The 24,157-nt window shown below is 72.6% G+C and carries 25 protein-coding genes and 1 riboswitch; of the genes, 12 read left to right on the plus strand and 13 right to left on the minus strand.

Annotated elements, in window-relative coordinates:
• Positions 1-25: 25 nt before the first annotated feature.
• The 4 genes from OG447_RS15325 to OG447_RS15340 all read left to right on the plus strand — a co-directional run bounded on the left by OG447_RS15325 (position 26) and on the right by OG447_RS15340 (position 3,679).
• Positions 26-1,243, plus strand: coding sequence for a MacS family sensor histidine kinase (locus OG447_RS15325; protein WP_266937048.1), 1,218 nt, complete (start codon positions 26-28; stop codon positions 1,241-1,243).
• On the plus strand, positions 1,240-1,938 hold the full coding sequence (locus tag OG447_RS15330) for a response regulator transcription factor (protein WP_266937049.1): 699 nt from the start codon (positions 1,240-1,242) through the stop codon (positions 1,936-1,938). The genes OG447_RS15325 and OG447_RS15330 overlap by 4 nt, the downstream gene beginning before the upstream one ends.
• Before the next feature lie 155 nt (positions 1,939-2,093).
• Positions 2,094-3,122, plus strand: coding sequence for a 6-phosphofructokinase (locus tag OG447_RS15335; RefSeq protein WP_266938891.1), 1,029 nt, complete (start codon positions 2,094-2,096; stop codon positions 3,120-3,122).
• Between the two features lie 233 nt (positions 3,123-3,355).
• Entirely contained in the window at positions 3,356-3,679 is a 324-nt protein-coding gene (locus OG447_RS15340) for a hypothetical protein (RefSeq protein WP_266937050.1), read from the plus strand.
• Here the strand turns inward: OG447_RS15340 and OG447_RS15345 are convergent.
• The gene (locus tag OG447_RS15345) at positions 3,676-5,604 is read right to left on the minus strand and encodes a chorismate-binding protein (protein ID WP_266937051.1); all 1,929 of its coding nucleotides are present in this window, start codon (positions 5,602-5,604) and stop codon (positions 3,676-3,678) included. The genes OG447_RS15340 and OG447_RS15345 overlap by 4 nt on opposite strands.
• 325 nt (positions 5,605-5,929) lie before the next feature.
• Here OG447_RS15345 and OG447_RS15350 point away from each other — a divergent pair, with 325 nt between their 5' ends.
• Together OG447_RS15350 and OG447_RS15355 are read left to right on the plus strand one after the other, a co-directional pair.
• Complete coding sequence (locus tag OG447_RS15350) at positions 5,930-7,285, plus strand: class II 3-deoxy-7-phosphoheptulonate synthase (protein WP_266937052.1); 1,356 nt, start codon at positions 5,930-5,932, stop codon at positions 7,283-7,285.
• 164 nt (positions 7,286-7,449) lie between these two features.
• A complete protein-coding gene (locus OG447_RS15355; protein WP_266937053.1) occupies positions 7,450-7,725 on the plus strand; it encodes a bacterioferritin-associated ferredoxin in 276 nt (91 codons plus the stop codon).
• 16 nt (positions 7,726-7,741) lie between these two features.
• On the opposite strand, the gene bfr is transcribed toward OG447_RS15355, so the two are convergent.
• Positions 7,742-8,218, minus strand: coding sequence for a bacterioferritin (gene bfr / locus OG447_RS15360; RefSeq protein ID WP_069919949.1), 477 nt, complete (start codon positions 8,216-8,218; stop codon positions 7,742-7,744).
• Positions 8,219-8,391: 173 nt separating this feature from the next.
• Between bfr and OG447_RS15365 the strand changes: the two genes are divergently transcribed.
• Positions 8,392-9,024, plus strand: a complete 633-nt coding sequence (locus tag OG447_RS15365) for a sulfite oxidase-like oxidoreductase (protein WP_266937056.1) — start codon at positions 8,392-8,394, stop codon at positions 9,022-9,024.
• Positions 9,025-9,029: 5 nt separating this feature from the next.
• On the opposite strand, the gene OG447_RS15370 is transcribed toward OG447_RS15365, so the two are convergent.
• The 6 genes from OG447_RS15370 to thiO all read right to left on the minus strand — a co-directional run bounded on the left by OG447_RS15370 (position 9,030) and on the right by thiO (position 14,947).
• Positions 9,030-9,575: a DUF4396 domain-containing protein gene (locus OG447_RS15370; protein WP_266937057.1), complete on the minus strand. Its 546-nt coding sequence runs from the start codon at positions 9,573-9,575 to the stop codon at positions 9,030-9,032.
• 94 nt (positions 9,576-9,669) lie between these two features.
• The gene (locus OG447_RS15375) at positions 9,670-10,584 is read right to left on the minus strand and encodes a deoxyribonuclease IV (RefSeq protein ID WP_266937058.1); all 915 of its coding nucleotides are present in this window, start codon (positions 10,582-10,584) and stop codon (positions 9,670-9,672) included.
• A gap of 6 nt (positions 10,585-10,590) precedes the next feature.
• Positions 10,591-12,498, minus strand: a complete 1,908-nt coding sequence (gene pknB / locus OG447_RS15380) for a Stk1 family PASTA domain-containing Ser/Thr kinase (protein ID WP_266937059.1) — start codon at positions 12,496-12,498, stop codon at positions 10,591-10,593.
• 270 nt (positions 12,499-12,768) lie between these two features.
• Positions 12,769-13,572 (minus strand): thiazole synthase, encoded by an 804-nt coding sequence (locus OG447_RS15385; protein ID WP_266937060.1) that lies wholly within the window; start codon positions 13,570-13,572, stop codon positions 12,769-12,771.
• A gap of 2 nt (positions 13,573-13,574) precedes the next feature.
• Positions 13,575-13,775, minus strand: coding sequence for a sulfur carrier protein ThiS (gene thiS, locus OG447_RS15390; protein WP_266937061.1), 201 nt, complete (start codon positions 13,773-13,775; stop codon positions 13,575-13,577).
• Positions 13,772-14,947, minus strand: a complete 1,176-nt coding sequence (thiO, locus tag OG447_RS15395; RefSeq protein ID WP_266937062.1) for a glycine oxidase ThiO — start codon at positions 14,945-14,947, stop codon at positions 13,772-13,774. Before thiO ends, thiS begins: the two co-directional genes overlap by 4 nt.
• A riboswitch (TPP riboswitch) is annotated at positions 14,945-15,057 on the minus strand. Its footprint overlaps the gene before it by 3 nt.
• Before the next feature lie 81 nt (positions 15,058-15,138).
• Here thiO and OG447_RS15400 point away from each other — a divergent pair.
• The 5 genes from OG447_RS15400 to OG447_RS15420 all read left to right on the plus strand — a co-directional run bounded on the left by OG447_RS15400 (position 15,139) and on the right by OG447_RS15420 (position 19,587).
• The gene (locus OG447_RS15400; protein ID WP_266937063.1) at positions 15,139-16,359 is read left to right on the plus strand and encodes an NAD(P)/FAD-dependent oxidoreductase; all 1,221 of its coding nucleotides are present in this window, start codon (positions 15,139-15,141) and stop codon (positions 16,357-16,359) included.
• 166 nt (positions 16,360-16,525) lie between these two features.
• Positions 16,526-16,891 carry an Rv2175c family DNA-binding protein gene (locus OG447_RS15405; protein WP_266937065.1) on the plus strand — a complete coding sequence of 122 codons (366 nt, stop codon included), beginning with the start codon at positions 16,526-16,528 and terminating at the stop codon, positions 16,889-16,891.
• 86 nt (positions 16,892-16,977) lie between these two features.
• Positions 16,978-17,640, plus strand: coding sequence for a thiamine phosphate synthase (gene thiE / locus OG447_RS15410; RefSeq protein ID WP_266937066.1), 663 nt, complete (start codon positions 16,978-16,980; stop codon positions 17,638-17,640).
• Positions 17,641-17,724: 84 nt separating this feature from the next.
• Complete coding sequence (gene metF, locus OG447_RS15415; protein ID WP_266937067.1) at positions 17,725-18,639, plus strand: methylenetetrahydrofolate reductase [NAD(P)H]; 915 nt, start codon at positions 17,725-17,727, stop codon at positions 18,637-18,639.
• Between the two features lie 57 nt (positions 18,640-18,696).
• Complete coding sequence (locus OG447_RS15420; RefSeq protein ID WP_323181832.1) at positions 18,697-19,587, plus strand: hypothetical protein; 891 nt, start codon at positions 18,697-18,699, stop codon at positions 19,585-19,587.
• Between the two features lie 61 nt (positions 19,588-19,648).
• Here the strand turns inward: OG447_RS15420 and OG447_RS15425 are convergent, their stop codons facing one another.
• The 5 genes from OG447_RS15425 to OG447_RS15445 form a co-directional block, all read right to left on the minus strand.
• Positions 19,649-21,085, minus strand: coding sequence for an NAD(P)/FAD-dependent oxidoreductase (locus OG447_RS15425; protein WP_266937070.1), 1,437 nt, complete (start codon positions 21,083-21,085; stop codon positions 19,649-19,651).
• Positions 21,086-21,188: 103 nt separating this feature from the next.
• Positions 21,189-21,800 (minus strand): DUF4126 domain-containing protein, encoded by a 612-nt coding sequence (locus OG447_RS15430; RefSeq protein ID WP_266937071.1) that lies wholly within the window; start codon positions 21,798-21,800, stop codon positions 21,189-21,191.
• A gap of 114 nt (positions 21,801-21,914) precedes the next feature.
• Complete coding sequence (locus OG447_RS15435) at positions 21,915-22,316, minus strand: DUF3040 domain-containing protein (RefSeq protein WP_266937072.1); 402 nt, start codon at positions 22,314-22,316, stop codon at positions 21,915-21,917.
• A gap of 263 nt (positions 22,317-22,579) precedes the next feature.
• Positions 22,580-23,338, minus strand: a complete 759-nt coding sequence (locus OG447_RS15440; RefSeq protein WP_266937073.1) for a methyltransferase domain-containing protein — start codon at positions 23,336-23,338, stop codon at positions 22,580-22,582.
• 94 nt (positions 23,339-23,432) lie between these two features.
• Positions 23,433-23,972, minus strand: coding sequence for an SAV_6107 family HEPN domain-containing protein (locus OG447_RS15445; RefSeq protein ID WP_266937074.1), 540 nt, complete (start codon positions 23,970-23,972; stop codon positions 23,433-23,435).
• Between the last annotated feature and the right edge of the window lie 185 nt (positions 23,973-24,157).

A 24,157-nucleotide genomic window follows, 5' to 3' on the forward strand; every position in this document is an offset into this window, starting at 1 on the left:
GAACCGCCCGCGGGGGGTGGGGGAGATGGCGAAACGCGAACGCGTCGTACGCATGTCGGTGGAGCAGCCGCTCTGGCGCGCCCTGACGGTGTACCGGCTCGGGACCATGGTCTACGCGGTGCTGTTGTTCGCCTCGGCGTACAAGCAGTTCCCGCACCCCTGGATCGCGGCCGGCTACCTCGCCTTCCTCGCCGTCTGGACCCTGGTCACCACCCCGAAGGTGGCCAACGCGGCGAGCTGCACCAAGGGCTTCCTCGTCGCCGACCTGACCGTCGCCATCGTCGGGATCGGGCTGACCCCGCTCGCCGACACCTACGAGCGGATCACCGGGGGCGGGCCCACCCTCCCCACGATCTGGACCGGGGGCGCGGTCCTCGGCTTCGCGATCAAGGGCGGCTGGCGCTGGGCCTGCTTCGCGTCCACCTTCGTGGCCGCGGCCACCGTCCTCATCCACAGTGGCCAGCCCACCCGCGACGCCCTGCACAACGTGCTGCTCGTCTGGGTCTCCTCCGTCGCCATCGGCTACGTCGTCGAGGTCGCCCGGGCCAGCGAGGCGACCCTCGCCCGCGCCCTGGAGATCGAGGCGGCCACCCGCGAGCGGGAGCGCCTGGCCCGCGACATCCACGACGGGGTCCTCCAGGTCCTCGCCATGGTCCAGCGGCGCGGTACGGACCTGGGCGGCGAGGCCGCGGAGCTCGGCCGGATGGCGGGGGAGCAGGAGGTTGCGCTGCGCACCCTGGTCTCCAGCGGGCTGGTGCAGCCCTCCCGGATCTCCCGCGACGAGTCGCGCGGGGCGCTGGTGCACGCGTACGAGGTCGAGGAGCCCGGCGCCGACGAGGGCGAACTGGACCTGCGTACCCTCCTCGCCCCGCATGCCGGGTCGCGGGTGAGCTTCGCCGAGCCGGGCACCCCGGTGCCGCTTCCGGTGCCGGCGGCGAGGGAGCTGGCCGCGGCGGTCGGCGCCGCCCTGGACAACGTGCGCAAGCACGCGGGCGAGGGGGCCCGGGCCTGGATCCTGGTCGAGGACTGGGGCGACGAGGTGATAGTGACCGTCCGCGACGACGGCCCGGGCATCCCGGCCGGCCGGCTCGACCAGGCGGAGGGCGAGGGACGGATGGGCGTGGCCCTGTCCATCCGCGGCCGGCTGCGCGACCTGGGCGGCAGCGCCGAGCTGCTGTCCGTCCCCGGGCAGGGCACCGAAGTGGAACTGAAAGTACCCAGGGGCAGGACGGACAACCGATGAGCGGACGGACCGAGTTGAACCAGAGCGACGAGCTGCACGAGATCAAGGTCATGGTCGTCGACGACCACCCGATGTGGCGGGACGCGGTCGCCCGCGACCTGGCCGCGGCGGGCTTCGACGTGGTGGCCACGGCCGGGGACGGCCCCGAGGCGGTACGCCGGGCCCCTGCAGTCTCCCCCCACGTCCTGGTCCTCGACCTGAACCTGCCCGGCATGCCGGGGGTGCAGGTCTGCAAGGAGCTGGTCGGCGCCCACCCGGCCCTGCGGGTCCTCGTCCTGTCGGCCAGCGGCGAGCACGCGGACGTCCTGGAAGCGGTGAAGTCCGGCGCGACCGGCTACCTGCTGAAGTCCGCGGGTGCCCAGGAGCTGATCGACGCGGTCCGCCGCACGGCGGCCGGAGACCCGGTGTTCACCCCGGGCCTGGCCGGGCTGGTGCTCGGCGAGTACCGGCGCCTGGCCACCGACCCGGCGCCCGCCGCCTCCGACGAGCCGAAGGTGCCGCAGCTGACCGACCGGGAGACCGAGGTGCTGCGGCTGGTGGCCAAGGGGCTCTCGTACAAGCAGATCGCGGAGCGGCTGGTCATCTCCCACCGGACGGTGCAGAACCACGTCCAGAACACCCTGGGCAAACTCCAGTTGCACAACCGGGTGGAGCTCGTCCGGTACGCGATAGAGCGGGGCCTGGACGACGTGTAGCCGGCCGCGCGCGGTGGCGCCGATCGTACTTACGTCCTCGTACGAGTGAACGGGCATACGCAACGCCGCGTGATTCCACCGGAATTGACCTCTCCATGACGCTTGATGTGACGCGGGTCACCACTAGCGTGACCGCCATGGCGAAGGGAGATTCCATGAAGGTCGGAGTGCTGACCGGTGGCGGCGACTGCCCCGGGCTCAACGCGGTGATCAGGGCCGTCGTCCGCAAGGGCGAGCAGGAGTACGGCTACGGGTTCATCGGCTTCAAGGACGGCTGGCGGGGCCTGGTCGAAGGGGCCACCGTCCCGCTCGACATCCCCGCCGTCCGCGGCATCCTGCCCCGGGGCGGCACCATCCTCGGATCCTCGCGCACCAACCCGTTCAAGACGGAGAACGGGGTGCGGGGCATCAAGGAGAACCTCGCCAAGTACGAGGTGGACGCGCTCATCGCGATCGGCGGCGAGGACACCCTCGGGGTCGCCGCCCAGCTGTACGAGGAGTACGGCATCCCCTGCGTCGGCGTGCCGAAGACCATCGACAACGACCTGTCCGCCACCGACTACACCTTCGGCTTCGACACGGCCGTCGGCATCGCGACCGAGGCCATCGACCGGCTGCACACCACGGCCGAGTCGCACATGCGGGTCCTGGTCGTCGAGGTCATGGGCCGGCACGCCGGCTGGATCGCCCTGCACTCGGGGCTGGCGGGCGGCGCCAACGTCATCCTCATCCCGGAGCAGCGCTTCGACATGGACCAGGTGTGCGCCTGGGTCACCTCCCGGTTCAAGGCCAGTTACGCGCCGATCGTGGTGGTCGCGGAGGGGGCGATGCCCAAGGACGGCGAGCTGGTGCTGAAGGACGCCACCACGGACTCCTTCGGCCACGTCCGGCTGTCCGGCGTGGGCGAGTGGCTGGCCAAGGAGATCGAGGCACGCACCGGCAAGGAGGCCCGGACCACCGTGCTCGGGCACATCCAGCGCGGCGGCACCCCGAGCGCCTTCGACCGCTGGCTGGCCACCCGGTTCGGGCTGCACGCCATCGACGCGGTGCGGGACGGCGACTTCGGCAAGATGGTCGCGCTCCAGGGGACGGACATCGTGCGGGTGCCGATCACCGAGGCCACGGCGAAGCTGAAGACGGTGGACCCGGCGCTGTACCAGGAGGTCGGGGTCTTCTTCGGCTGAGCCTCCGGGCACGGCCGCGGTTTGCCGCTGCGCGGGCTGGTCCCCGCCCCGCCCTTTCGCCGTTTCCTGGGGCTCCGCCCCAGACCCCGCGCCTCAAACGCCGGCGGGGCTGTCTTTCAGCCTGTCCGGCGTTTGAGGACCGGGTCCGGGCAGAGCCCGGGGAGCGGTGGAAGGGCGGGTGGGGGACGGGCCCCGCGCAGCGGCCCCGCCTGACGCCGCCTTAGATTGGGCGCGTGAACATACCCGACTGGCTCCGCTGGGGGCTCGCCGCCTTCGCCGCCTTCCAACTCCTCGGCGCCTACTCCGCCCTGCGCAAGGTCCGCGCGGAGACCGGAGCCCGCCGGACGGACGCCAAGCTGAACCTGGCGGACGGCCTCGCCTGCGCCACGATGTTCACCGGCCTCGCCGCCGGCCAGGTCGTCGTCGCCGCGTGCGGGCTGGCCGTGCAAGGGCCGGTGCTGCTGACGCAGCTGATCCGCTGGTACCGTGCCCGCTCCGAGCCGGCCCCCGACAGCCCCTCCCGGCCCGCGGACGACACTTCGGACTCGCTCGCCTAGACCTTGACCCCCACCCCGGCCACCAGCTCGCGCAGCAGGTCCGCGCCGCGGAGGGTCAGTACGGACTCCGGGTGGAACTGGACGCCCGCGAAGCCCCCCGCCGCGGAGCGGACCGCGTGGACCTCGCCCGTGCCGGGGTCACGGGACACCTCGACCCCCCGTACGGAAAGGGCGGCGTCCAAGGAGTCGTCGCAGTGCGCGGTGTACGTGTTGTAGAAGCCGACCACCTCCTCGGCCCCGAACAGGTCGATGCGGGTCTGCGCGCCCTGGGCCGGCTGCGCCTTGCGGATCAGCGGGAGGCCCAGCTCGGCCGCGAGCAGCTCGTGCCCCAGGCAGACCCCGACCAGGCCGTGGCGGTGGCCCGCCAGCAGCTCCGCCGCCAGCGCGCGCAGCATCCGCATCTTCGGGTCGCCGGCGTCCGCCGGGTTCCCCGGGCCGGGGCCCAGTACGACCGGGCCCTCCCAGGCCAGGGCCGCCGCCCGCAGCCCCGGGTCGTCGTAGCGGCGTACGGTCACCTCCAGGCCGGTCACCCGCAGCAGGTGCGCCAGCATCGCCGTGAACGTGTCCTCGCCGTCCACCACCAGCGCGTGGCCGCCCGGCGCGGCGGGCCGCTCCTGCATCCGCAGCCAGAACGGGGCCAGGTCCGCCCGCCGGGCCTCCAGCGCGGCCCGCACCCGGGGGTCGTCCGCCAGCCGGGCCCCTGTGAAGGCCGGGCGGGGCGCGGCCGGCCGTACGCCTAGGGCCGCCAGCACCCCGGCGGCCTTCGCGTGGGTCTCGGCCACCTCGCCCGCCGGATCGGAGTGCCGCACGAGGGTGGCGCCGACCGGCACCCGCAGTACCCCGTCCGGGGCGATGTCGGCGGTGCGGATCAGGATGGGGGAGTCCAGCGTCTGGGCCCCTGCGGCGTCCAGGCCGAGCAGGGCCAGCGCGCCCGCGTAGTAGCCGCGGCCCCCGGCCTCGTACCGTTCGATGACCCGGCAGGCGTTCTGCACCGGGGAGCCGGTGACGGTCGCCGCGAACATCGTCTCGCGCAGCACCTCGCGCACGTCCAGCGAGGAGCGGCCGCGCAGTTCGTACTCGGTGTGCGCGAGGTGGGACATCTCCTTGAGCCGGGGTCCGACGACGACCCCGCCCCGGTCGCCGACGGTGCACATCATCTTGAGTTCCTCGTCGACCACCATCGACAGCTCCTCGGTCTCCTTGCGGTCGCCGAGGAAGGCGAGGAGCGACTCGGCCGTCGGGCCCGTGGCGGGATAGCGGTACGTGCCGCTGATCGGGTTCATCACGACCGTGCCCCCGGACATCCGCACGTGCACCTCGGGACTGGCCCCGACCAGGGTGCGGTCGCCGGTGTGGACGACGTACGTCCAGTACGCGCCGCGCTCGCCCAGCAGCAGCCGCCGGAACAGGGCGAGGGCGTCGGCGCGGCCGAAGCCGTCGATCCGCCCCTCGTAGGTCCGCCGGATCACGAAGTTGGCGCCCTCCCCGCGGCCGATCTCGTCGCGGATGACGCGCTCCACGGTGGCCGCGTACTCGCTGTCGGGGACGTCGAAGCCGCCGTCCTCCACCCGGACCTGGTGCGCGGGCAGCGCGGCCAGCGCCTCGGCGAGCGGGATCTCGTACGCCTCCTCGGTGACGAGCACGCTCAGCGGGGTCCCGTCGTCGCGTACGTCGAATCCGCGCTCGCGGATCTGCCGGAAGGGGACGAGGGCGAGGGTGGGGAGCGGCCCGACGGGCAGGTCGGCGAGGCGCTCGGCCTCGTGGACGGCGCCCAGGAGCACTTCGACCGTGTCGTGGTCGCGGCCGGGGGTCCGGCGCCGGAGCAGGGCGAACGGCGGGCAGGAGCCGTCGAGGAGCCGGCCGAGCACCGAGGGCGCGGCTACGGCTACGGCTGCGGGCGTGGACGTGGGCGCGGGCGTGGACATGGGGCGGGCTTCCTTCCGGTGGGAGGAGCGGGCCCGGGTCCGTGCGCGAACGCGGAAGGCCGCCCCTCGGGGCGGCCTTCGCGTCGGTCGTGTCTCTAGGTACGCGCGAGGGGTGGGCCGCCGGGAGCGGGCCACCACCAGTTCAGGTTCGCGTGCGCGTACATGGGAGGGACCCTAGCCCACGCCCGCGGTGGAGGCGAAGGACCCGCCCCCGGGCACGTCCGGAATCACCAATTCCAGCCACTGGGGTCCGGTTCGGGGGATATCTGTCTCACGTAGTGGGCGCACGGCTGGACAGGGCGTGCGACGCCGTAATGTGTAACAGGTGACCGTGAACGCTGAAACCCAAGCCCCCGCCTCCAAGGCGACCTGGCGAGACCTTCCCGCGGCGCAGCAGCCTTCGTACCCCGATGCCGAGGCCCTGCGCGCTGTCGTCGCGGACCTCGAGTCGTATCCTCCGCTCGTTTTCGCGGGTGAGTGCGACCAGCTGCGCGCCCGTCTGGGAGCCGTCGCCAAGGGCGAGGCGTTCCTCCTTCAGGGTGGCGACTGCGCCGAGGCCTTCGACGGCGTGTCCGCCGAGCACATCCGAGCCAAGCTGAAGACGTTGCTCCAGATGAGTGCCGTCCTCACCTACGCGGCCTCCGTGCCCGTCGTGAAGGTCGGCCGCATCGCCGGCCAGTACTCCAAGCCGCGCTCCAAGGACACCGAGACCCGCGACGGCGTGACGCTGCCGACCTACCGCGGCGACTCCGTCAACGGCTTCGCCTTCACCGAAGAGGCCCGGATCCCGGACCCCGAGCGGCTGAAGCGGATGTACAACGCCTCCGCCTCCACCCTCAACCTGGTGCGTGCCTTCACCACCGGTGGTTACGCCGACCTGCGCCAGGTGCACGCCTGGAACCAGGACTTCGTGAAGTCGTCCCCGTCCGGCCAGCGCTACGAGCAGCTGGCCCGCGAGATCGACAACGCGCTGAACTTCATGAAGGCCTGCGGCACCGACCCGGCGGAGTTCAAGGCCGTCGAGTTCTACGCCTCCCACGAGGCGCTGCTGCTCGACTACGAGGGCGCGCTGACCCGCACCGACTCGCGGACCGGCAAGCTCTACGACACCTCCGGCCACATGGTCTGGATCGGTGAGCGCACCCGCCAGCTGGACCACGCGCACATCGAGTTCTGCTCGCAGATCGCCAACCCGATCGGCATCAAGCTCGGCCCCACCACCACGGTCGACGAGGCGCTGACGTACATCGACCGTCTCGACCCCGACCGCGAGCCGGGCCGGCTGACCTTCGTCGTCCGCATGGGCGCCGACAAGGTCCGCGACAAGCTCCCCGAGCTGGTCGAGAAGGTCACCGCCTCGGGCGCCACCGTGGCCTGGGTCACCGACCCGATGCACGGCAACACCTTCGAGGCGGCCTCCGGCCACAAGACGCGCCGTTTCGACGACGTGCTCGACGAGGTCAAGGGCTTCTTCGAGGTCCACAAGGCGCTGGGCACCCACCCGGGCGGCATCCACGTCGAGCTCACCGGTGACGACGTCACCGAGTGCGTGGGCGGCGGCGACGAGATCTTCGTCGACGACCTGCACCAGCGCTACGAGACGGCCTGCGACCCGCGGCTCAACCGCAGCCAGTCCCTGGACCTGGCGTTCCTGGTCGCCGAGATGTACCGCGACCAGTAGGGATCAGTCAGTAGCTTCGTACGACAGTGGGGCGCGGATCGATGTGATCCGCGCCCCATCGTCGTATCGAGGGCTTTTAGGGTTGCCTAACTTTGGGTACGGTTAGGTAAGCCTCACCGAATAGGGGATGGCTCGCCGAACCACCGCCCAGGGAGGTGAACCGCGTGTACGTCTGCTCTTGCTTCGGGATCACCGACAAGCAGGTCAAGGACCACGCGGCCGCCGGCGCCTGCACCCCGCGCCAGATAGCCTCGGCCACCAAGGCCGGCACCGACTGCGGTTCCTGCGTGCGCACCATCCAGGGCATCCTCGGCCGCGGTGCGTGCCCGCGCCGGGAACTGCTGGAGAAGGGCAACACGGCGGCCGTGCTCGCCGCCGACGTGTCGCCCGCGACTGCTCCCGTTCCCTCGCTCGAGCCCGCGCTCGCGGAAGCCGCCTAGCCCCACGCCGGTCCGGCTAGCTCGGCTGTTCGATCAGCTGCGCGATGTACAGCGGCTCGCCCAGTGACTCGATGAGCTCCAGCTGGGTGTCGAGGTAGTCGATGTGGTGCTCCTCGTCCGCCAGGATCTCCTCGAAGAGACGGGCGGAGGTGATGTCACCCTTGCCGCGCATGACCTCGATGCCCCGCTTGAGCCGGTCGATCGCCTCGACCTCCACCTGGCGGTCCGCCTGGAACATCTCCGTGATGGTCTGCCCGACCCGCACGTGGAAGAGGCGCTGGTAGTTCGGCAGACCGTCGAGCATCAGGATGCGCTCGGTGATCTTGTCCGCGTGCTTCATCTCGTCGATGGACTCTTCACGCGTGTACTTGGCGAGCTTGGTCCAGCCCTTGTTGTCCTGGATGCGGTAGTGCAGCCAGTACTGGTTGATGGCCGTCAGCTCACCGGTCAGCTGCTCGTTCAGAAACTCAAGGACCTCGGGGTCGCCCTGCATCGCAGAGGCTCCTTCCAGGCAATGTCAGCTAAGTGACGGGGCAGTTGCGCGCATCCTTGCACCGCCGCTGGGGGCCGTCCAGTAAGTGCCTCCTTAGTGGGAGTTACCGCGACTTGCCCGAATCGACCCAGACCTGGTCATGACCACCCTGCCCAGTCTGTCACCATGGAGTCATGGGTCAGCCGGAAAGCCGGGAATCTCCGGGAGCAGAGCAGCTGGAGCTTCCCCCGGGGCAGCGGTTGCAGCGAGGCTGGCCCGTCACCCATTACGGGCCCGTGCCCAAGTTCAAGCCGGACCGCTGGGAGTTCCGCGTCTTCGGCGCGACGGCCGACGGTGAGAAGCACTGCTGGAACCACGAGGAGTTCGGGGCCCTGCCCTTCGACTCGGTCGTGGCGGACCTGCACTGCGTGACGAAGTTCAGCATGCCGGGCGCCGAATGGGGCGGTGTGCTCGCCCGTACCGTCCTCGCCCTCGCGCCGCCGGCGCCCCAGGTCACGCACGTGATGGTGTGGGCCGAGTACGGCTTCAGCTCCAACATGCGGCTGGCCGACTTCGCCTCCGATCGCACCGTCTTCGCCACCCACCAGGGCGGCGAACTCCTCACCGCCGAGCACGGGTTCCCGCTGCGGCTCGTGGTCCCGCACCTGTACGCCTGGAAGGGACCCAAGTGGGTCCGCGGCGTCGAGTACATGACCGCCGACCGCCGCGGCTTCTGGGAGGAACGCGGCTACCACAACATCGGCGACCCCTGGCGGGAGCAGCGCTACTCCTACCAGGAGGAGCCCGGGGAAGGCCCGGAGCTGTAGGACGCCTAGTGGTGGTACTGGTGGACCACCGCGTGGCCCTTGCCGCGGCCGATCATCCACTTGTTGACCGGGACGGTGATCACGAAGGCCGCCGCCAGCGCGATCGCCAGCACGATCCAGAACAGCGGCGCCGACAGGTGCGCGTCCATGGCGCCCGGCCAGAGCGCGATCACGCCGTTGTCGATCAGTTCCATGACGGTGATGGACAGGGTGTCGGCGGCCAGCGCCACCCGGACGGCGCTACGGAAGTCCAACCCGGCCTTCAGGACACCGCGCAGGGTGAACGCGTAGCCGAAGAAGAACGCCAGGACGATCGCCAGGGCCATCGTCGGGACGTTTCCCCAGCCCAGCGCGGTACCGATGACCATGCCGAGGACCTCGCCGATGGCGCATCCGGTGAGGCAGTGCAGCGTGGCCCTGGCCGCCTCGGCCCAGGTGACCTTGGAGCCGTGGTGCGGATGGTGTGCGTGCGGCTCGTGCGCGTGCGGCTCGTGTGCGTGCTGCTCTTGTGCACCGTGCTCGTGGGCGCCGTGCTCGTGTGCGTGGTCCATGGGAGCCCCCTGGGAACGTCGGACAACGGTTCCTGCGGATAGCAGAACCGTATACCCCCCAGGGGTATTCCGCGCACAGGTGTTCCGTGCCGGGTCAGTGGAACTCGCGCAGCTCCTTCAGCAGCGCGATGTCCGCCGCGTGCCCGTCCTTCCCGCCCGGCGTCTCGATGACCAGCGGTACGCCCTCCATCGCCGGGTGCGTGAACAGCTCGGCGAACGCGTCCCGGCCGATGTGGCCCTGCCCGATGTTCTCGTGCCGGTCCTTGTGCGCGCCGACCCCCTCCTTGGAGTCATTCGCGTGGACCAGCTTCAGCCGGCCCTCGCCCACCGTGTCCACCAGCAGGTCCAGCGTCTGCTTCGCCCCGCCCGGCTCGGCCAGGTCGTGCCCGGCCGCGAAGATGTGGCAGGTGTCCAGGCAGATGCCCAGCTTGGGGTGGTGGTCGAGCGCATCGAAGTACGGGCCGAAGTCCCAGGTCCGCGAGCACAGCGAGGAACCCTGCCCGGCCGTGGACTCCAGCAGCAGGAAGGGGTCGTCCTCGTGCGTCAGCTCGTCCAGCAGCGGCAGCATGTGCTCCCTGACCTGCGCGTACGCCGCCTCGCGCGGGCGGCCTCCGGTCGCCGAGCCGGTGTGCACGACCACCCCGAGCGCGCCGATCTCCCGGCCGCGGCGCAGCGAGTGGCGCAGGGACTCCACCGACTTCTCCACCGTCGCCTCGGTGTGCGAGCCGAAGTTGATCAGGTACGGCGCGTGCACGTACGCCGGGATCGACGCGTCCGCGCACTCCGTGCGGAACCGCTCGTCCTGCGCCGGGTTGCCGACCGGGGTGGCCCAGCCGCGCGGATTGGCGACGAAGACCTGCACGGCCTCGGCGCCCAGCTCCCGGGCGTACGTCAGCCCGACCGAGGCGAGCCCGCCGGCCACGGGGATGTGCCCGCCCACGGGATTGCGTACGGCCCCCGCCGGCTGCGCCACGTGCTCCTGCGGCTCCACGTGCTCCTGCTGTTCCACGTACCCCTACAGTCCCTTGGTCTTGACGGTGATCGTGCTGCCCTCGGGGGCGGTCTGGCCGGCGGCCACCGACTGGGTGTCCACGGTGTTGCTGAAGGACAGGAACGGGCGCTCCACCTTCACCTTGAAGCCCGCGCCCTCCAGCGCCTTGCGGGCCGCGTCCACGTCCTGGCCGGCCACGTTCGGCACCGGGAGCTGTCGGGGGCCCTTGGAGACCGTCAGGGTGACGGTGTCCCCGGCCGCTGCCTGGGTGCCCGCGCCGACCGACTGGTTCGCGACGGTACCGGCCGGAGACGCGGCGTTGACCTGCTCGGGGGCGGTCGCCACCGTCAGGCCGAGGCCCTCCAGGGTGGCGCGCGCCTGCTCCAGGGGAGCCCCGGCCACGCTCGGCACGGGGATCGGGCGGCCCTTGCTGACCAGCAGTGCGACGGCCGTGTCGGGGGCCCGCTTCTCCCCGCCCGCCGGGTCGGTGCTGATCACCGAGCCCTGGGCGATGTCCTGGCTGAAGGCCTGCGTGACCATGCCGGGCGCGAGGCCCGCGTTCGTCAGCTCGGTCGTGGCCTCCTCCAGCGGCCTGCCCTTCAGGTTGGGCACGGCGACGACCTCGGGGCCGCGGGAGATGGTGACCGTCACCGCGCCGTTGCCGCGGATGCGCTTGCCGCCCGCGGGATCGGTGTTCATCACCGTCCCGCGCTCGAAGGAGTTGCTGAACTTCCGGTCGATCCGCTTCACGCCGAGGCCCGCCGCGGACAGCTGGGTCCTGGCCTGCTCCTCCGTCTTGCCGAGCAGGTTGGGGACCTTGGTGAACTGGCCGGAGTTGATGTACCAGACGCCGGTGCCCAGGGCGAGGGCGAGCAGGACGCCCGCGACGGCCAGGAAGGTGCCGCGGCGGGAGCGCCGCTCCTGCCGCGGCGCGGGCCGGGCGGGCGGGGGCGGCGGCATCTCCAGGCGGGAGGTGTGGTGCACCTCCTGCTGCGCGGCGACCGGCCGGGGGATGACGCTGGTGCGGTCCTCGGTGGAGGTCCGCTCCCCGGCGCGCGCCTGCGGCGGTACGGCGTCCAGCTCGGCGTCGCTGAGCCGCGCGCGGGCCTCCAGGACGAGGCCGAGCAGGGAGGCGGCGTCGGAGGGCCGCAGCCCGGGGTTGCGGGCGGTGGCTTGCAGGACGAGCTCGTCCAGGCCGGCGGGGAGCCCGGGGACGGCGGCCGAAGGCGGCGGCACGTCCTCGTTGAGGTGCTGGAAGAGCACCTGGGCGGGGCTGGCGCCGGTGTGCGGCTTGGCGCCGGTGAGCATCTCGTAGAAGACGACACCGCAGGCGTAGACGTCCACGCGGGTGTCGGTGACGCCGTTCTCGATCTGCTCGGGGGCCAGGTAGGAGATGGTGCCGAGCACGGAGCCGGTGGTGTTGGTGACGGCGTCGACGGATCTGACCAGCCCGAAGTCGGCGACCTTCACCCGGCCGTCGTCGCCGATCAGCACGTTCTCGGGCTTCATGTCGCGGTGGACGAAACCGGCCCGGTGGGCGGCGCCGAGGGCGGCGAGCACCGGTTCGAGGATGTCGAGGGCGGCCCGGGGCTGGAGCGCGCCGCGCTCGCGGAGCACGTCGCGCAGGGTGCAGCCGGAGACGTACTCCATGGCGAGGTAGACGTACGGCCCGTCCGTGCCCTGGTCGAAGACGGCGACCACGTTGGAGTGCGCGAGCCGGGCCACGGACTTGGCCTCCCGGATGAACCGGTCGACGAAGGCGGCGTCGGCGGCCAGCGCCGGGTGCATCACCTTCAGCGCGAGGACGCGGTCGAGGCGGGTGTCGACGGCCCGGTAGACCGTGGCCATGCCGCCGGCCGCGATGCGGGCGTCGATGCGGTAGCGGCCGTCGAGCACGCGCCCGACGAGGGGGTCATCCAGGGTCGTATCCACCCGGCGATTCTATTGGGCCGACGGGGTTCTTCGGCCGGGCCGGGTGCGCTTGCAGCGCAGCTGTGACGCACCCGGCCGCGGACCGTAGCCGACGCCGGGCCCCAGGCGCAGGCATCAGGCGCGGCGCCGGTGCCGGGGGCCCTGCCCCCGGACCCCCGTGCCTCAAACGCCGGCGGGGCTGGATTTGGCTGCTGCCGGAGCACAACCCAGCCCCGCCGGCGTTTGAGGCGCGGGGGTCCGGGGCGGCGCCCCAGGAAGCCGGGCCGCAGGTCAGAACGCCGGGCGCTCCGGGTCCAGCGTCGGGAGACCCTCGGCCGGGGACGAGGCCAAGGCGAAGCGGCGCTGCGGGATGCGCCCCGCACGGAACGCCAGGCGCCCCGCCGACACGGCGTCCCGCATCGCGGCAGCCATCAGCACCGGCTCCTGCGCCCGCGTCACCGCCGAGGCCAGCATCACGGCCGCGCAGCCCAGCTCCATCGCCAGCGCCGCGTCCGACGCCGTGCCGGCCCCCGCGTCCAGGATCACCGGGACCCCGGCCCGTTCCGTGATCAGCTCGAAGTTGTGCGGGTTGCGGATGCCCATCCCGGAGCCGATCGGGGAGCCCAGCGGCATGATCGCCGCGCAGCCCACGTCCTCCAGCTTCCGTGCGAGCACGGGGTCGTCGTTGGTGTACGGGAGGACCGTGAAGCCCTCGTCCACCAGGATCTCGGCGGCGTCCAGCAGCTCGACGCCGTCGGGCAGCAGGGTGCGCTCGTCCGCGACGACCTCCAGCTTGACCCAGTCCGTACCGAGCGCCTCCCGTGCCAGCCGGGCGGTCAGGACGGCCTCACCCGCCGTGAAGCAGCCCGCGGTGTTCGGCAGGACCGTGATGTCCAGTTTCGACAGCACGGACAGGACGGATCCCTGGACCGTGGGGTCCAGCCGCCGCATCGCCACCGTCGTGAGTTCGGTGCCGGAGGCGACGAGGGCGCGTTCCAGGACGTCCAGGCTCGGGGCGCCGCCCGTACCCATGATCAGGCGCGAGGAGAAGGTCCGGCCGGCGAGGGTGAACAGGTCGTCGTTCACGGATGTCATCGTCAGCCTCCCTGGACCGCGGTGAGGATCTCGACCCGGTCGCCCTCGCCCACCGGCGTCGCGGGCCACTGCCCGCGCGGGACCACCGTCTCGTTGAGGGCGGCGGCGACGCCGGACGGCGCGGCGGTCAGGGTGGCGACCACGGCGTCGAGCGTGGTGCCGGCCGCGATCTCCAGCGGCTCGCCGTTGACGGAGATGGTCATGCGTACGACTCCTGACGTGCGGCGGAGAACCGGCGGGGGGTGAAGGGACGGGCGATCCGGGGGAGTTCGCCGGTGGTCAGCAGCTCCGCCATCACCTCGCCGGTGAGCGGGGTCAGCAGCACCCCGTTGCGGTAGTGGCCGGTGGCCAGGTGCAGGCCCGGGAGTTCGGTCGGGCCGAGCAGCGGGGCGTTGTCGGGCGAACCGGGCCGCAGTCCCGCCCGGGTCTCGGTGAGCGGGAGTTCGGTGATGCCGGGTACCAGTTCGTGGGCGTCGCGCAGGAGTTCGTAGACCCCGCCGGCGGTGACCGTGGTGTCCCAGCCGAGTTCCTCGCTGGTGGCGCCGATGACGAGCTCGCCGTTCTCGCGCGGGACGAGGTAGACGTGGCTGCCGCGTACGACCGCCCGTACGGTCCGCGACAGGAACGGCGCGTACGCCGCCGGTACGGACAGCCGCAGGACCTGTCCCTTGACCGGCCGTACGGGGGCCAGGGCCTGCGGCGGTACGCCCGCCAGCCGGCCGCTCAGGGAGCCCGCCGCCAGGACCACCTGGCCGGCGGGCAGCTCCGTACCGTCGTCGAGGACCGCGCCCGCCGCCCGGTCGGCGGTGACGAGCAGCCGCTCGGCCGGCGCCCGGTGGATCACCACGCCGGCCCGCTCGCAGGCGGCCAGCAGGGCGGCCGCGAGCCGGCGCGGGTCGACCTGGTGGTCGCCGTCCACGCGCAGGCCGCCGCGTACGCCGGGAGCCAGCATCGGCTCCAGGCGGCGGCACTCACGGCCGGTGAGCCACTCGGACTCCAGGCCGCAGCGGCGCTGGAGGGCGTGCAGTTCGCGCAGGTGGAGGCGGTCGTCGGCGTCGAGGGCGACGGCGAGGGTGCCGCAGGCGCGGTAGCCGATGTCCAGGCCGCCGCTGGCTTCGGCGAGCTCGGCGGCGAACTCCGGATAGCGCGCGGCGGAGTCCAGGCCCAGTTCCAGCAGGGCCTCCTCGCCGTAGTGCAGCTCGGTGACGGGGGCGAGCATGCCGGCCGCGACCTGGGCGGCGCCGCCGCCGGGGTCCGGGTCGGCGAGTACGGTGCGCAGCCCGCGCCGGGCCGCCCGCCAGGCCGTGACGAGGCCGATGATCCCGCCCCCGATGACGAGGACGTCGGATCCTTTTCTCGTTCGAGATGAGTGCATGGGCGTCCAGCCCCTCCCTTCGCCGGCATGACCCGGATCAGGTTCGTACGGTCGGAGGCCGGCCAGCCTCCCTCTCAGCCCGGTGCGCCCGGACTCCCGCGATAGGTACGGTGGCCAGCGTAACCCCGGCGCGGACGGCGGGTAAGGCGGCACCTATTCCTGACGGTCCGTCAGATGAATAGGGTGGCCGGGTGAACGAGCAGACGGAACAGACTCAGAACGGCGTCGTGATCGTCGGCGCCGGAATGGCCGGGGTGCAGACGGCCGTCGCCCTGCGGGAGCAGGGGTTCGAGGGCCCCGTGACCCTGCTGGGCGCCGAACCCCACCAGCCCTACGACCGGCCCCCGCTCTCCAAGGCGGTCCTGCTGGGCACGGCCGAGGGCTCCGCCTTCGACGTGGACTTCGAGGGGCTCGGCATCGAGCTCAGGCTCGGGACGGAGGTCACCGGGCTGCGGGCCGCCGAGCGCGAGCTGGACACCGAGGCGGGACCGGTCCCGTACGGGGTCCTCGTCCTGGCGACCGGCGCGCAGCCCCTGACCCTGCCCGGGACCGAGGGCGTCCCCGGCGTCCACCTGCTGCGCACGCTCGACGACGCCGCCCGGCTGCGGCCGGTGCTGGCGGCGGCGCCCCGCGCGGTGGTGGTCGGCGCGGGCTGGATCGGCGCCGAGTTCGCCACCGCGGCCCGCGAGGCGGGCTGCGAGGTGACCGTGGTCGAGGCCGCGGACCGGGTCCTGGCGGGCGCGCTGCCCGCCGAGGTCGCCGAGCCGATGGGCCGCTGGTACGCGGAGGCCGGCGCCGAGCTGATCACCGGCGCGAAGGTCGCCGGGATCGAGGAGGGCCGGGTGCTGCTCGCGGACGGCCGGGCGCTGCCGGCCGGCGCGGTGGTCGTCGGCATCGGAGCCCGCCCGGCCACCGGATGGCTGGCCGGGACCGGCGTTCAGCTGGGCCCCGACGGCTCGGTCACCGCGGACGCGTACCTGCGCACCTCGCTGCCCGGGGTGTACGCGGTCGGCGACTGCGCCTCCTTCCCGTCGGCCCGCTACGGCACGCGGCTGCTCGTGCACCACTGGGACAACGCGCTCCAGGGGCCGCGTACGGTCGCGGCGAACATCCTGGCGGCGGAGGCGGCCAAGGTCTACGACCCGGTGCCGTACTTCTGGTCCGAGCAGTTCGGGCGCTTCGTGCAGTACGCCGGACACCACGGCGGGGCGGACACGCTGCTCTGGCGGGGCGATCCGGCCGAGCCCACCTGGTCGGTGTGCTGGCTGCGCGCGGGCGCGCTGGTTGCGGTCCTGGCCGTGGGCCGCCCGCGTGACCTGGCCCAGGGTCGCAAGCTGATCGAGGCGGGGCTGCTGCTGGACCCCGCCAAGGTCCGCGACACCCGAACCCCGCTGAAGTCGGCCACCGCCTGACGGCTCGGCGCTGGGGCTCCGTCCCAGACCCCGCGCCTCAAACGCCGGCGGGGCTGGATTTTCAGCCCGTCCGGCGTCTGAGGACCGGGGTGCGGGGCGGAGCCCCGGAGCCCCGGACGGGTCGCCCAGGTACCGGGGGCGCAGCCGAGATGGCAGGCTTGTGCCCGTGACCGAGATTGACGCAAAGATCGATGCCCTTGTCCCCGACTGGCTGTACCTCCCCGACATCGCGGAGATGCTTGACATCGAGGTGACCCGGGTCCGCCAGATGGTCAAGGAAGGGCAGCTGATCGCCGTACGCCGGGGCGAGAACCGCTCCCTGCAGGTGCCGGCCCCCTTCATCGACGGCGACAAGGTCGTCAAGGGGCTCGTGGGCCTGCTGACCGTGCTGCGCGACGACGGCTTCTCCGACACGGAGATCCTGGAGTGGCTCTTCACGGCCGACCCGACCCTGCCGGGTACTCCCGTGCAGGCGCTGAGCGAGAATCGCGGCACGGAGGTGAAGCGCCGCGCTCAGGCGCTCGCCCTGTGACCTGCTCCACCTGATCCGCGATCCGCTCCACCGCGGTGCACGGGCCGCTCCCGGCCCGTGCACCGCCCACCCCGGGGGGTTAACCCATGTCCGCGAACGACGCGCGCGCCCAGCTGGCCGACGCCCGGCTCTACCTGTGCACGGACGCACGCAAGCGGCAGGGGGACCTCCCCGAGTTCCTGGACGCCGTCCTGGCCGGCGGCGTGGACATAGTCCAGCTCCGGGACAAGGGCATGGAGGCGGGCGAGGAGCTCGAACACCTCCAGGTCTTCGCCGAAGCAGCCCGCCGCCACGGCAAGCTGCTCGCCGTGAACGACCGCGCCGACGTCGCCCACGCCATCGGCTCCGACGTCCTGCACCTCGGCCAGGGCGACATCCCCGTCCCGGCCGCCCGCGCCATCCTGGGCGAGGACCTGCTCATCGGCCGGTCCTGCCACGCCGAGAGCGAGGTCGACGCGGCCGTCGCCGAGCCTGGCGTCGACTACTTCTGCACCGGCCCCTGCTGGCCCACCCCCACCAAGCCCGGCCGGTTCGCCCCCGGCCTCGGACTCGTCCGGTACGCAGCCTCCCTGGAGCAGGACCGGCCCTGGTTCGCCATCGGCGGCATCGACAGCGCGAATCTGGACGAGGTGCTCGAAGCGGGCGCCACCCGGGTCGTGGTCGTCCGCGCCCTCACCGAGGCCGCCGATCCCGGCGCGGCCGCCGCCGACCTGGCCAAGCGCGTACGGGCCCGCCTCGTCCGGCCGTAGGGCGCGGACCCTCAAGTGTCCAAAAACGTGTCCAATGGGTGGACGCCGCTTCGACGTCCGAGGGGCCGCGTCTAACCTGCCGTTATGGCCCTTGGTACCTCCTCCACCTGGTCGGATCGTGCGCACACGGTCCGCGACCTCCTCGCGTCCGGGCGCTCCTACTCCTTCGAGTTCTGGGCCCCGAAGACGGAGAAGGGCGAGCGCAACCTCTGGAACGCGCTCCGCCGGGTCGAGGCGGTGGCCCCCAGCTTCGTCTCCGTGACCTACGGGGCCGGCGGCTCCACCCGCGGCGGCACCGTCCGCGCCACCCAGCAGATCGCCGCCGACACCACCCTGACCCCCGTCGCGCACCTCACCGCCGTGGACCACTCGGTCGCCGAGCTGCGCAACGTCATCGGGCAGTTCGCCGACGCGGGCATCCGCAACATGCTCGTCCTGCGCGGAGACCCGCCGGGCGACCCGATGGGCGAGTGGGTGGCCCACCCGGAGGGGGTGCACTACGCCGCCGACCTGGTGAGGCTGGTCAAGGAGTCCGGCGACTTCTGCGTGGGCGTCGCGGCCTTCCCCGAGATGCACCCGCGTTCGATGGACTGGGACACGGACATCCGGCACTTCGTGGACAAGTGCCGCGCGGGCGCCGACTATGCGATCACCCAGATGTTCTTCGATCCGCAGACCTATCTGCGGCTGCGCGACAGCGTCGCGAAGGCGGGCTGCGAGACCCCGATCATCCCCGAGATCATGCCTGTTGTGAACATCAAGCAGCTCGACCGGCTGCCGCAACTCAGCAACGCGGTCTTCCCGTCCGATGTGAAAGAACGCATGCTCGCCGTCAAGGACGACCCGGCCGCTGTACGCTCCATTGGCATCGAGTTCGCCACGGAGTTCTGCGCGCGGCTGCTGTCCGAGGGTGTCCCGGGGCTGCACTTCATCACGCTGAACAATTCCACGGCGACTCTAGAGATCTACGAGAACCTGGGCCTGCACCAGCGGGCCTGATCGGCCGGCCCCTGTTTCCTGGGCGGTCGTCCGCACCGAGAGGGGCCTTGCGTGGGAATGACGGTCCTCTACATCGCGTTCGGTTTCGTCGCGTTGTGGCTGCTTGCCGAGGTCCTGATGCAGTACAAGGCCCGGCTCCGCTGGCGCCTGCTCGCCTTCACCGGCTTCCTCGGCGTGGTCGCCGGGGTGGTGCTGCCGTCGGTGCTGGTCATCGGCGCCGGCGCGGCCGCGTTCGCCTTGGGCCAGACCCTGGTGACGCTCTCCTTCCGCAAGGGGTTCGTGGCCGGCTGGGCGCTGCGCCGGGGCGGGGAGCCCGTACGCAAGAGCGGACGGCGCCGGGCCGGGGGCGACGCGCGCCCGGAACCGGCCCTCCAGGTGACCGGGCTGGAGTACGGCGCCGAGGGCGCGAGCGCGGACGAGGCCGAACGGCGGGCTGCCGAGCGGGAGTTCCGGGACGCCTCCGAAGACGTCTACAGCCCGGAGCCGGTGCCCGAGGAGACCGGGTCCTACGGGATCCAGAGCTTCGCCGCCGCGCCCCCCGCCATCGGCGTGCCGGAGGCCTTCGCCTCCCCGTTCAGCACGGCCGAGCAGGACGCCCACCAGTACGCGGCGTACTACGACCCGCAGAACCAGGGCGGCCCCGGCTACGACTACACCACGGGCTATCCGACGGGCGAGCAGCAGGTCTACGCCGCCTACTCGGACCCGTACATCGGCGGCGGGGTCGTGCAGCAGCCGGCCGGGGACTACTCGGCCTACCCCCAGTACACGGACTACGGGCAGCAGCAGTACTCCACGGACACCCCGCCCGGCGGAGTCTGGGTCCCGCAGCAGCGGTCCACCGACGGGGCGGGCCAGCCATACCCGGCGGAGGAGCAGGGCGAGGCGCCGCAGCAGTACCCGTACCCCTACCAGGGCACCGGCGAGTACGAGCAGTACCGCTACTGACCTACTGGCCGGGGCCGTGACGCCGGGGCCGCACCGGCGGCCCGGGCGGGCGGGCGGGCGGTCACTGCGAGCCGCGGAACCCCGCGCCCTCCACGATCAGCCCGGCCACCAGGGCCCCGGTCATCCCGGCGTGCGCCAGCCCGCCGCCGGGATGCGCCCAGCCGCCGGCCAGGTACAGCCCGGGCACGCCCGTCGCATTGGCCGGGTAGAGCAGCCGTCCCCCGGCCCCCGCGAGGGCCGGGGCGGGCACGGCGCCGCCCGGGGCGCCCGTCGCGGCCTCGACGTCTACGGGCGTGCGCACCTCCTGCCACAGCAGCCGCTCCCGTAGCCCCGGAACGGCCCGTGCGGCGAGCTCCAGCAGTTCCTCGGGCCCGGGGGCCGCGGAAGGGCTGCCGGGAGCCCCAGGGCCGCACACCGCGCTCACGGTCACCGCCTCGTGGTCCGCGTCGGGCCGGGTGGCGGGATCGTCGGGCCGCAGCACCGTGACGACCGCACCGGGGGAGTGGACCAGGGTCCGGTGGACCGTGCCGGCCGGGCGGGGGCCGCGCAGCGCGAGGAACAGGGTGAGCCGGCTCGGTACGAGCGCCCCCCGGACCGGAGCGGAACCGTCCGGCCAGCCGGCGGTGACGGCGGGCAGCAGCCTCGGGTCGACCCCGCAGACGACGGAGTCGGCGGCCGCCTCCGTGCCGTCGGCCAGCAGCAGCCCGGCCGCCCGGCCGTCGCGTACGAGGACGTCCGCGACCTGGGCCCCGAAGGCGAACTCGACCTTGCGTTCCAGGCAGCGCTCGTACACGGCGGTGGCCAGCGCCCGCATCCCGCCGCGCGGGTACCAGCTGCCGAAGGTCTGCTCCATGTACGGCAGCACGGCCGCGGCGGCGGGCGCCCGGTCCGGGTCGACGCCGTACGAGGCGACCCGGCCGGCCAGCAGCTCCCCGAGGCCCCCGCCCAGCTCACGGGCGGCCACCTCGGCCAGGGTCGGCGGGCGGCGGCGCAGCAGGCCGCTCTTGCGCAGTGCCGGGTACGGGTCGCGGCCGAGGACCTGCCAGTCGGGGCGCAGCGGCTCCTCCAGCAGCGGGCGGCGGGTGGCGTCCCAGGCGTCCCGGGCCCGGCCCAGCATGTCGTTCCAGCGTTCGCCCGCACCCTGTCCGAAGGCCTCGTCGAGGGCGGCGGCGACGCCGCCGCTGGAGGTGCCCGGGAGCGTGACGTCGATGCCGTGGCCGGGGAGGACGTGCCGCAGGGCCGGGTCCACCTGGACCAGGTCGAGGTAGTCCTCCAGGGGGCGCTTGCCGGTCTTCACGAACAGGTCGCGGTAGACGGCGGGCAGGTGCAGCAGCCCGGGGCCGGTGTCGAAGGCGAAGCCGTCGTGTTTGTGGCGGCCGACCGCGCCGCCGTAGGTGGAGCCGCGTTCGTACACCGTCACCTGGTGCCCCGCCACGGCCAGCCGGGCCGCCGTCGCCATCGCGCCCATGCCGGCGCCGATCACCGCAATTCGTGCCATGGGCTGAGCCTATCGAGGGCGTCCTCGGTGGTCAGCGCGGTGGGGGCTAGGGGGTGTCCGGTGCCAGGCGGGCCGGGCCCGGCCCTGACCCACCGGACACCCCCTAGGTGACCCGGCGGGCCTCGGCGGCCAGCCGCCGCTCCTCGCGGCGCTGGGCGCGGCGGCGCAGGAAGCGGCGGATCCGGGTCCAGAGATAGACCAGCAGGGCCAGTCCGGCGGCCAGCAGGACCGCCGCGATGATCGCCGCGGCCTCGGGGTTGAACATCGCGAAGGTGACGACGGCACCCACGCCGAGGTCCTCGGCGGTGCTCATCGCGACGTTGGTGAACGGCTCGGGCGAGGTGTTGATCGCCATCCGGGTGCCGGCCTTGACGACGTGGCTGGCCAGAGCGGTGGTGCCACCGACCGCACCGGCGGTGATGTCGGACAGCGAACCGCTCTGCCCGGCCAGCAGCGCGCCGACCACCGCACCCGACACCGGACGGATCACGGTGTGGACGGCGTCCCAGGCGGAGTCCACGTACGGGATCTTGTCGGCCACGGCCTCGCAGAGGAACAGCACGCCCGCGGCGATCAGCACGTCGGTGCGCTGGAGGGACTCGGGAACCTCGTCGGTCAGCCCGGTCGCGCCGAAGACGCCGAGCAGGAGGATCACGGCGTATGCGTTGATCCCGCTGGCCCAGCCGCTGGTGAAGACCAGGGGGAGCACACTCACCGCATCATCATGGCGCAGAACGGGTGGTCCGGCGGGAGCTACGACGCGCAGCAGTGAGGGGACGGCCGCCGGGCGGCGGCCGTCCCCTCACTCGTGCACGTGTGTGTACGGGGCTCACTGCCCCTGTTCGTCACGGCGGCGCTGCCACCGTTCCTCGATGCGGGTCATCATCGACCGACGCTGCCGGTTCTGGCCATGGGCCGAACCGCCTGCACTGCCGGAGACGGGTTGCTCGCCAGGCTTGGGTGCCTTGCGCCAACCGGTGACCACGAGGACCGTACAGCCCAGCATGACGAGGAAACCCACCACGCTGACCCAGAGTACGTTCGGAATGATCACACCGGTCATGAGGAGCGCGATACCCACCACAATGCCTGCGACCGCTTGGTAGACCCGTCGCCGGGTATACGTACGCAGTCCGCTTCCCTCAAGCGCTGTCGCGAACTTGGGATCTTCGGCGTACAGCGCTCGCTCCATCTGCTCGAGCATGCGCTGCTCGTGCTCCGAGAGCGGCACGGGAGTCCTCCTCATCCGTCGGTCGCGGGGGGTAGCGACCAGGGGTCCCCTTCAGGATAGGCGGGGAATCGCCCCCGTGATACCCGCCCTCTACGCCACGTTCTAAAAGACACAGCCCAGAAACCGTACCGCCGCGGGAGCGGTCACTGAGGCGGTTATTCCCCAACGGTCCGTTCACCATGCCGGTCACTGCCCACGATCATACGGGGCGCAGCGCCGGAGCGGAGGGTCTGTGGCTCACTCCACCCGCGGAAGAACGCAGATCAGGACTGCTTCTCACCCAGAACGTGCAGTTGCGTGGCGACCGCGTGGAAGGCCGGCAGCTCGGCGGCGGCTTCCTCCAGGCGCAGAAGTGCCTCCACCGCGCCCGGCTCGGTGTCCACCAGGACTCCGGGGACGAGGTCGGCGAAGACGCGGACCCCGTGCACCGCGCCGACGGTCAGCCCCGCCCCGCCGACCAGCTCGGCCAGCTGTTCGGCGGTGAACCGCCGCGGCACCGGGTCGCCGGACCCCCAGCGGCCGGCCGGGTCGGTGAGGGCGGTACGGGCCTCCGTGAAGTGCCCGGCCAGCGCGCGGGCGAGCACGGCCCCGCCGAGGCCGGCGGCCAGCAGGCTGAGCGTGCCGCCGGGACGCAGTGCGGCCTCCGCGTTGGCCACGCCCTCCGCCGGGTCGTCCACGTACTCCAGCACGCCGTGGCACAGCACCACGTCGTACGCGTTGCGGTCGACGACCTCCAGCAGGCCCTGGGCATCGCCCTGGACCCCGCGGACGAGGTCGGCGACGCCGGCCTCGGCGACCCGGCGCTCCAGCCCGAACAGTGCGTTCGGGCTGGGGTCGACCACGGTGACCCGGTGGCCCAGGCGGGCCACCGGTACGGCGAACTTGCCGGTGCCGCCGCCGGTGTCGAGCACGTCCAGCACGTCCCGCCCGGTCGCCTTCACCCGGCGGTCGAGTGCCTCCTTGAGGACCTCCCACACCACGGCGGTGCGAAGGGAGGCACGGGGGCGGGAAGTGTCCGACACGGCTGATGGCTCCTCGGCGCGGTAGGAAAGGAAGGGGGTGAGCGGTGCGTGCCCCACCCGTGCCCCACCTTATGGCCTTCCGCTGCCGGGCAGCTCATCCCGCGTCCGGACGCTCCGGACGCGGCTGCGGCAGGGACTGCGGCGCGGCCGGGAGCGTGCTCTGCGCCGGTGCCTGGAGGGCGAGCATCCGCTCCACCAGGCGCACGAACATCGCGACGGCCCGCATCAGGTCGTCCGCGTCCCGGCCGCTGGCCGCGTCCGCTATCCCGGCCTCGGCCCGGGCCCGGCGCGCGGCGCCGGAGGCGAACAGCGCGCTCCACTCGGCGAGTTCCGGCGCGAGCTCCGGCAGCAGCTCCCACGTGCTGCGGATCCGGGGCCGGCGCCGCGGGCCCCGGATCGGCTCGGGCCGCCCGCGGGCGGCGAGCACCGCCGCGGCGGCGCGCAGTGCGGCCAGGTGGGCCGTGGCGTAACGCTCGCCGGGCCTGGTCAGGCCGGCGGCTTCGGCCAGCCCGGCGCGGGCCTTCGCGAGCAGATCGAGAGCGGCAGTGGGGACTCCCCGCGGCGGAGGCGTAGGGGAAGGGGCGGCGGACCTTCGCAGGACGGAATGGACAGGGGACGGGGACGGTGTGGCCATGACGAACCTCCTGTCGATGCGTTGCCTTCGGCGCGTGAGTTCATCGCGCTGCCCCCATCGTGACGGGCCCCACTGACAATCCGGCTGACCTGCACTTTTACGGTCCATGACCGGACAACTTCCCCCCGCTGCGCACCGGGTGCTCCGGAGGGTGCTAGTTTTTGAACTGACCGGTCAGTTCAAAA

It is taken from the genome of Streptomyces sp. NBC_01408, assembly GCF_026340255.1.
GTDB lineage: Bacteria > Actinomycetota > Actinomycetes > Streptomycetales > Streptomycetaceae > Streptomyces.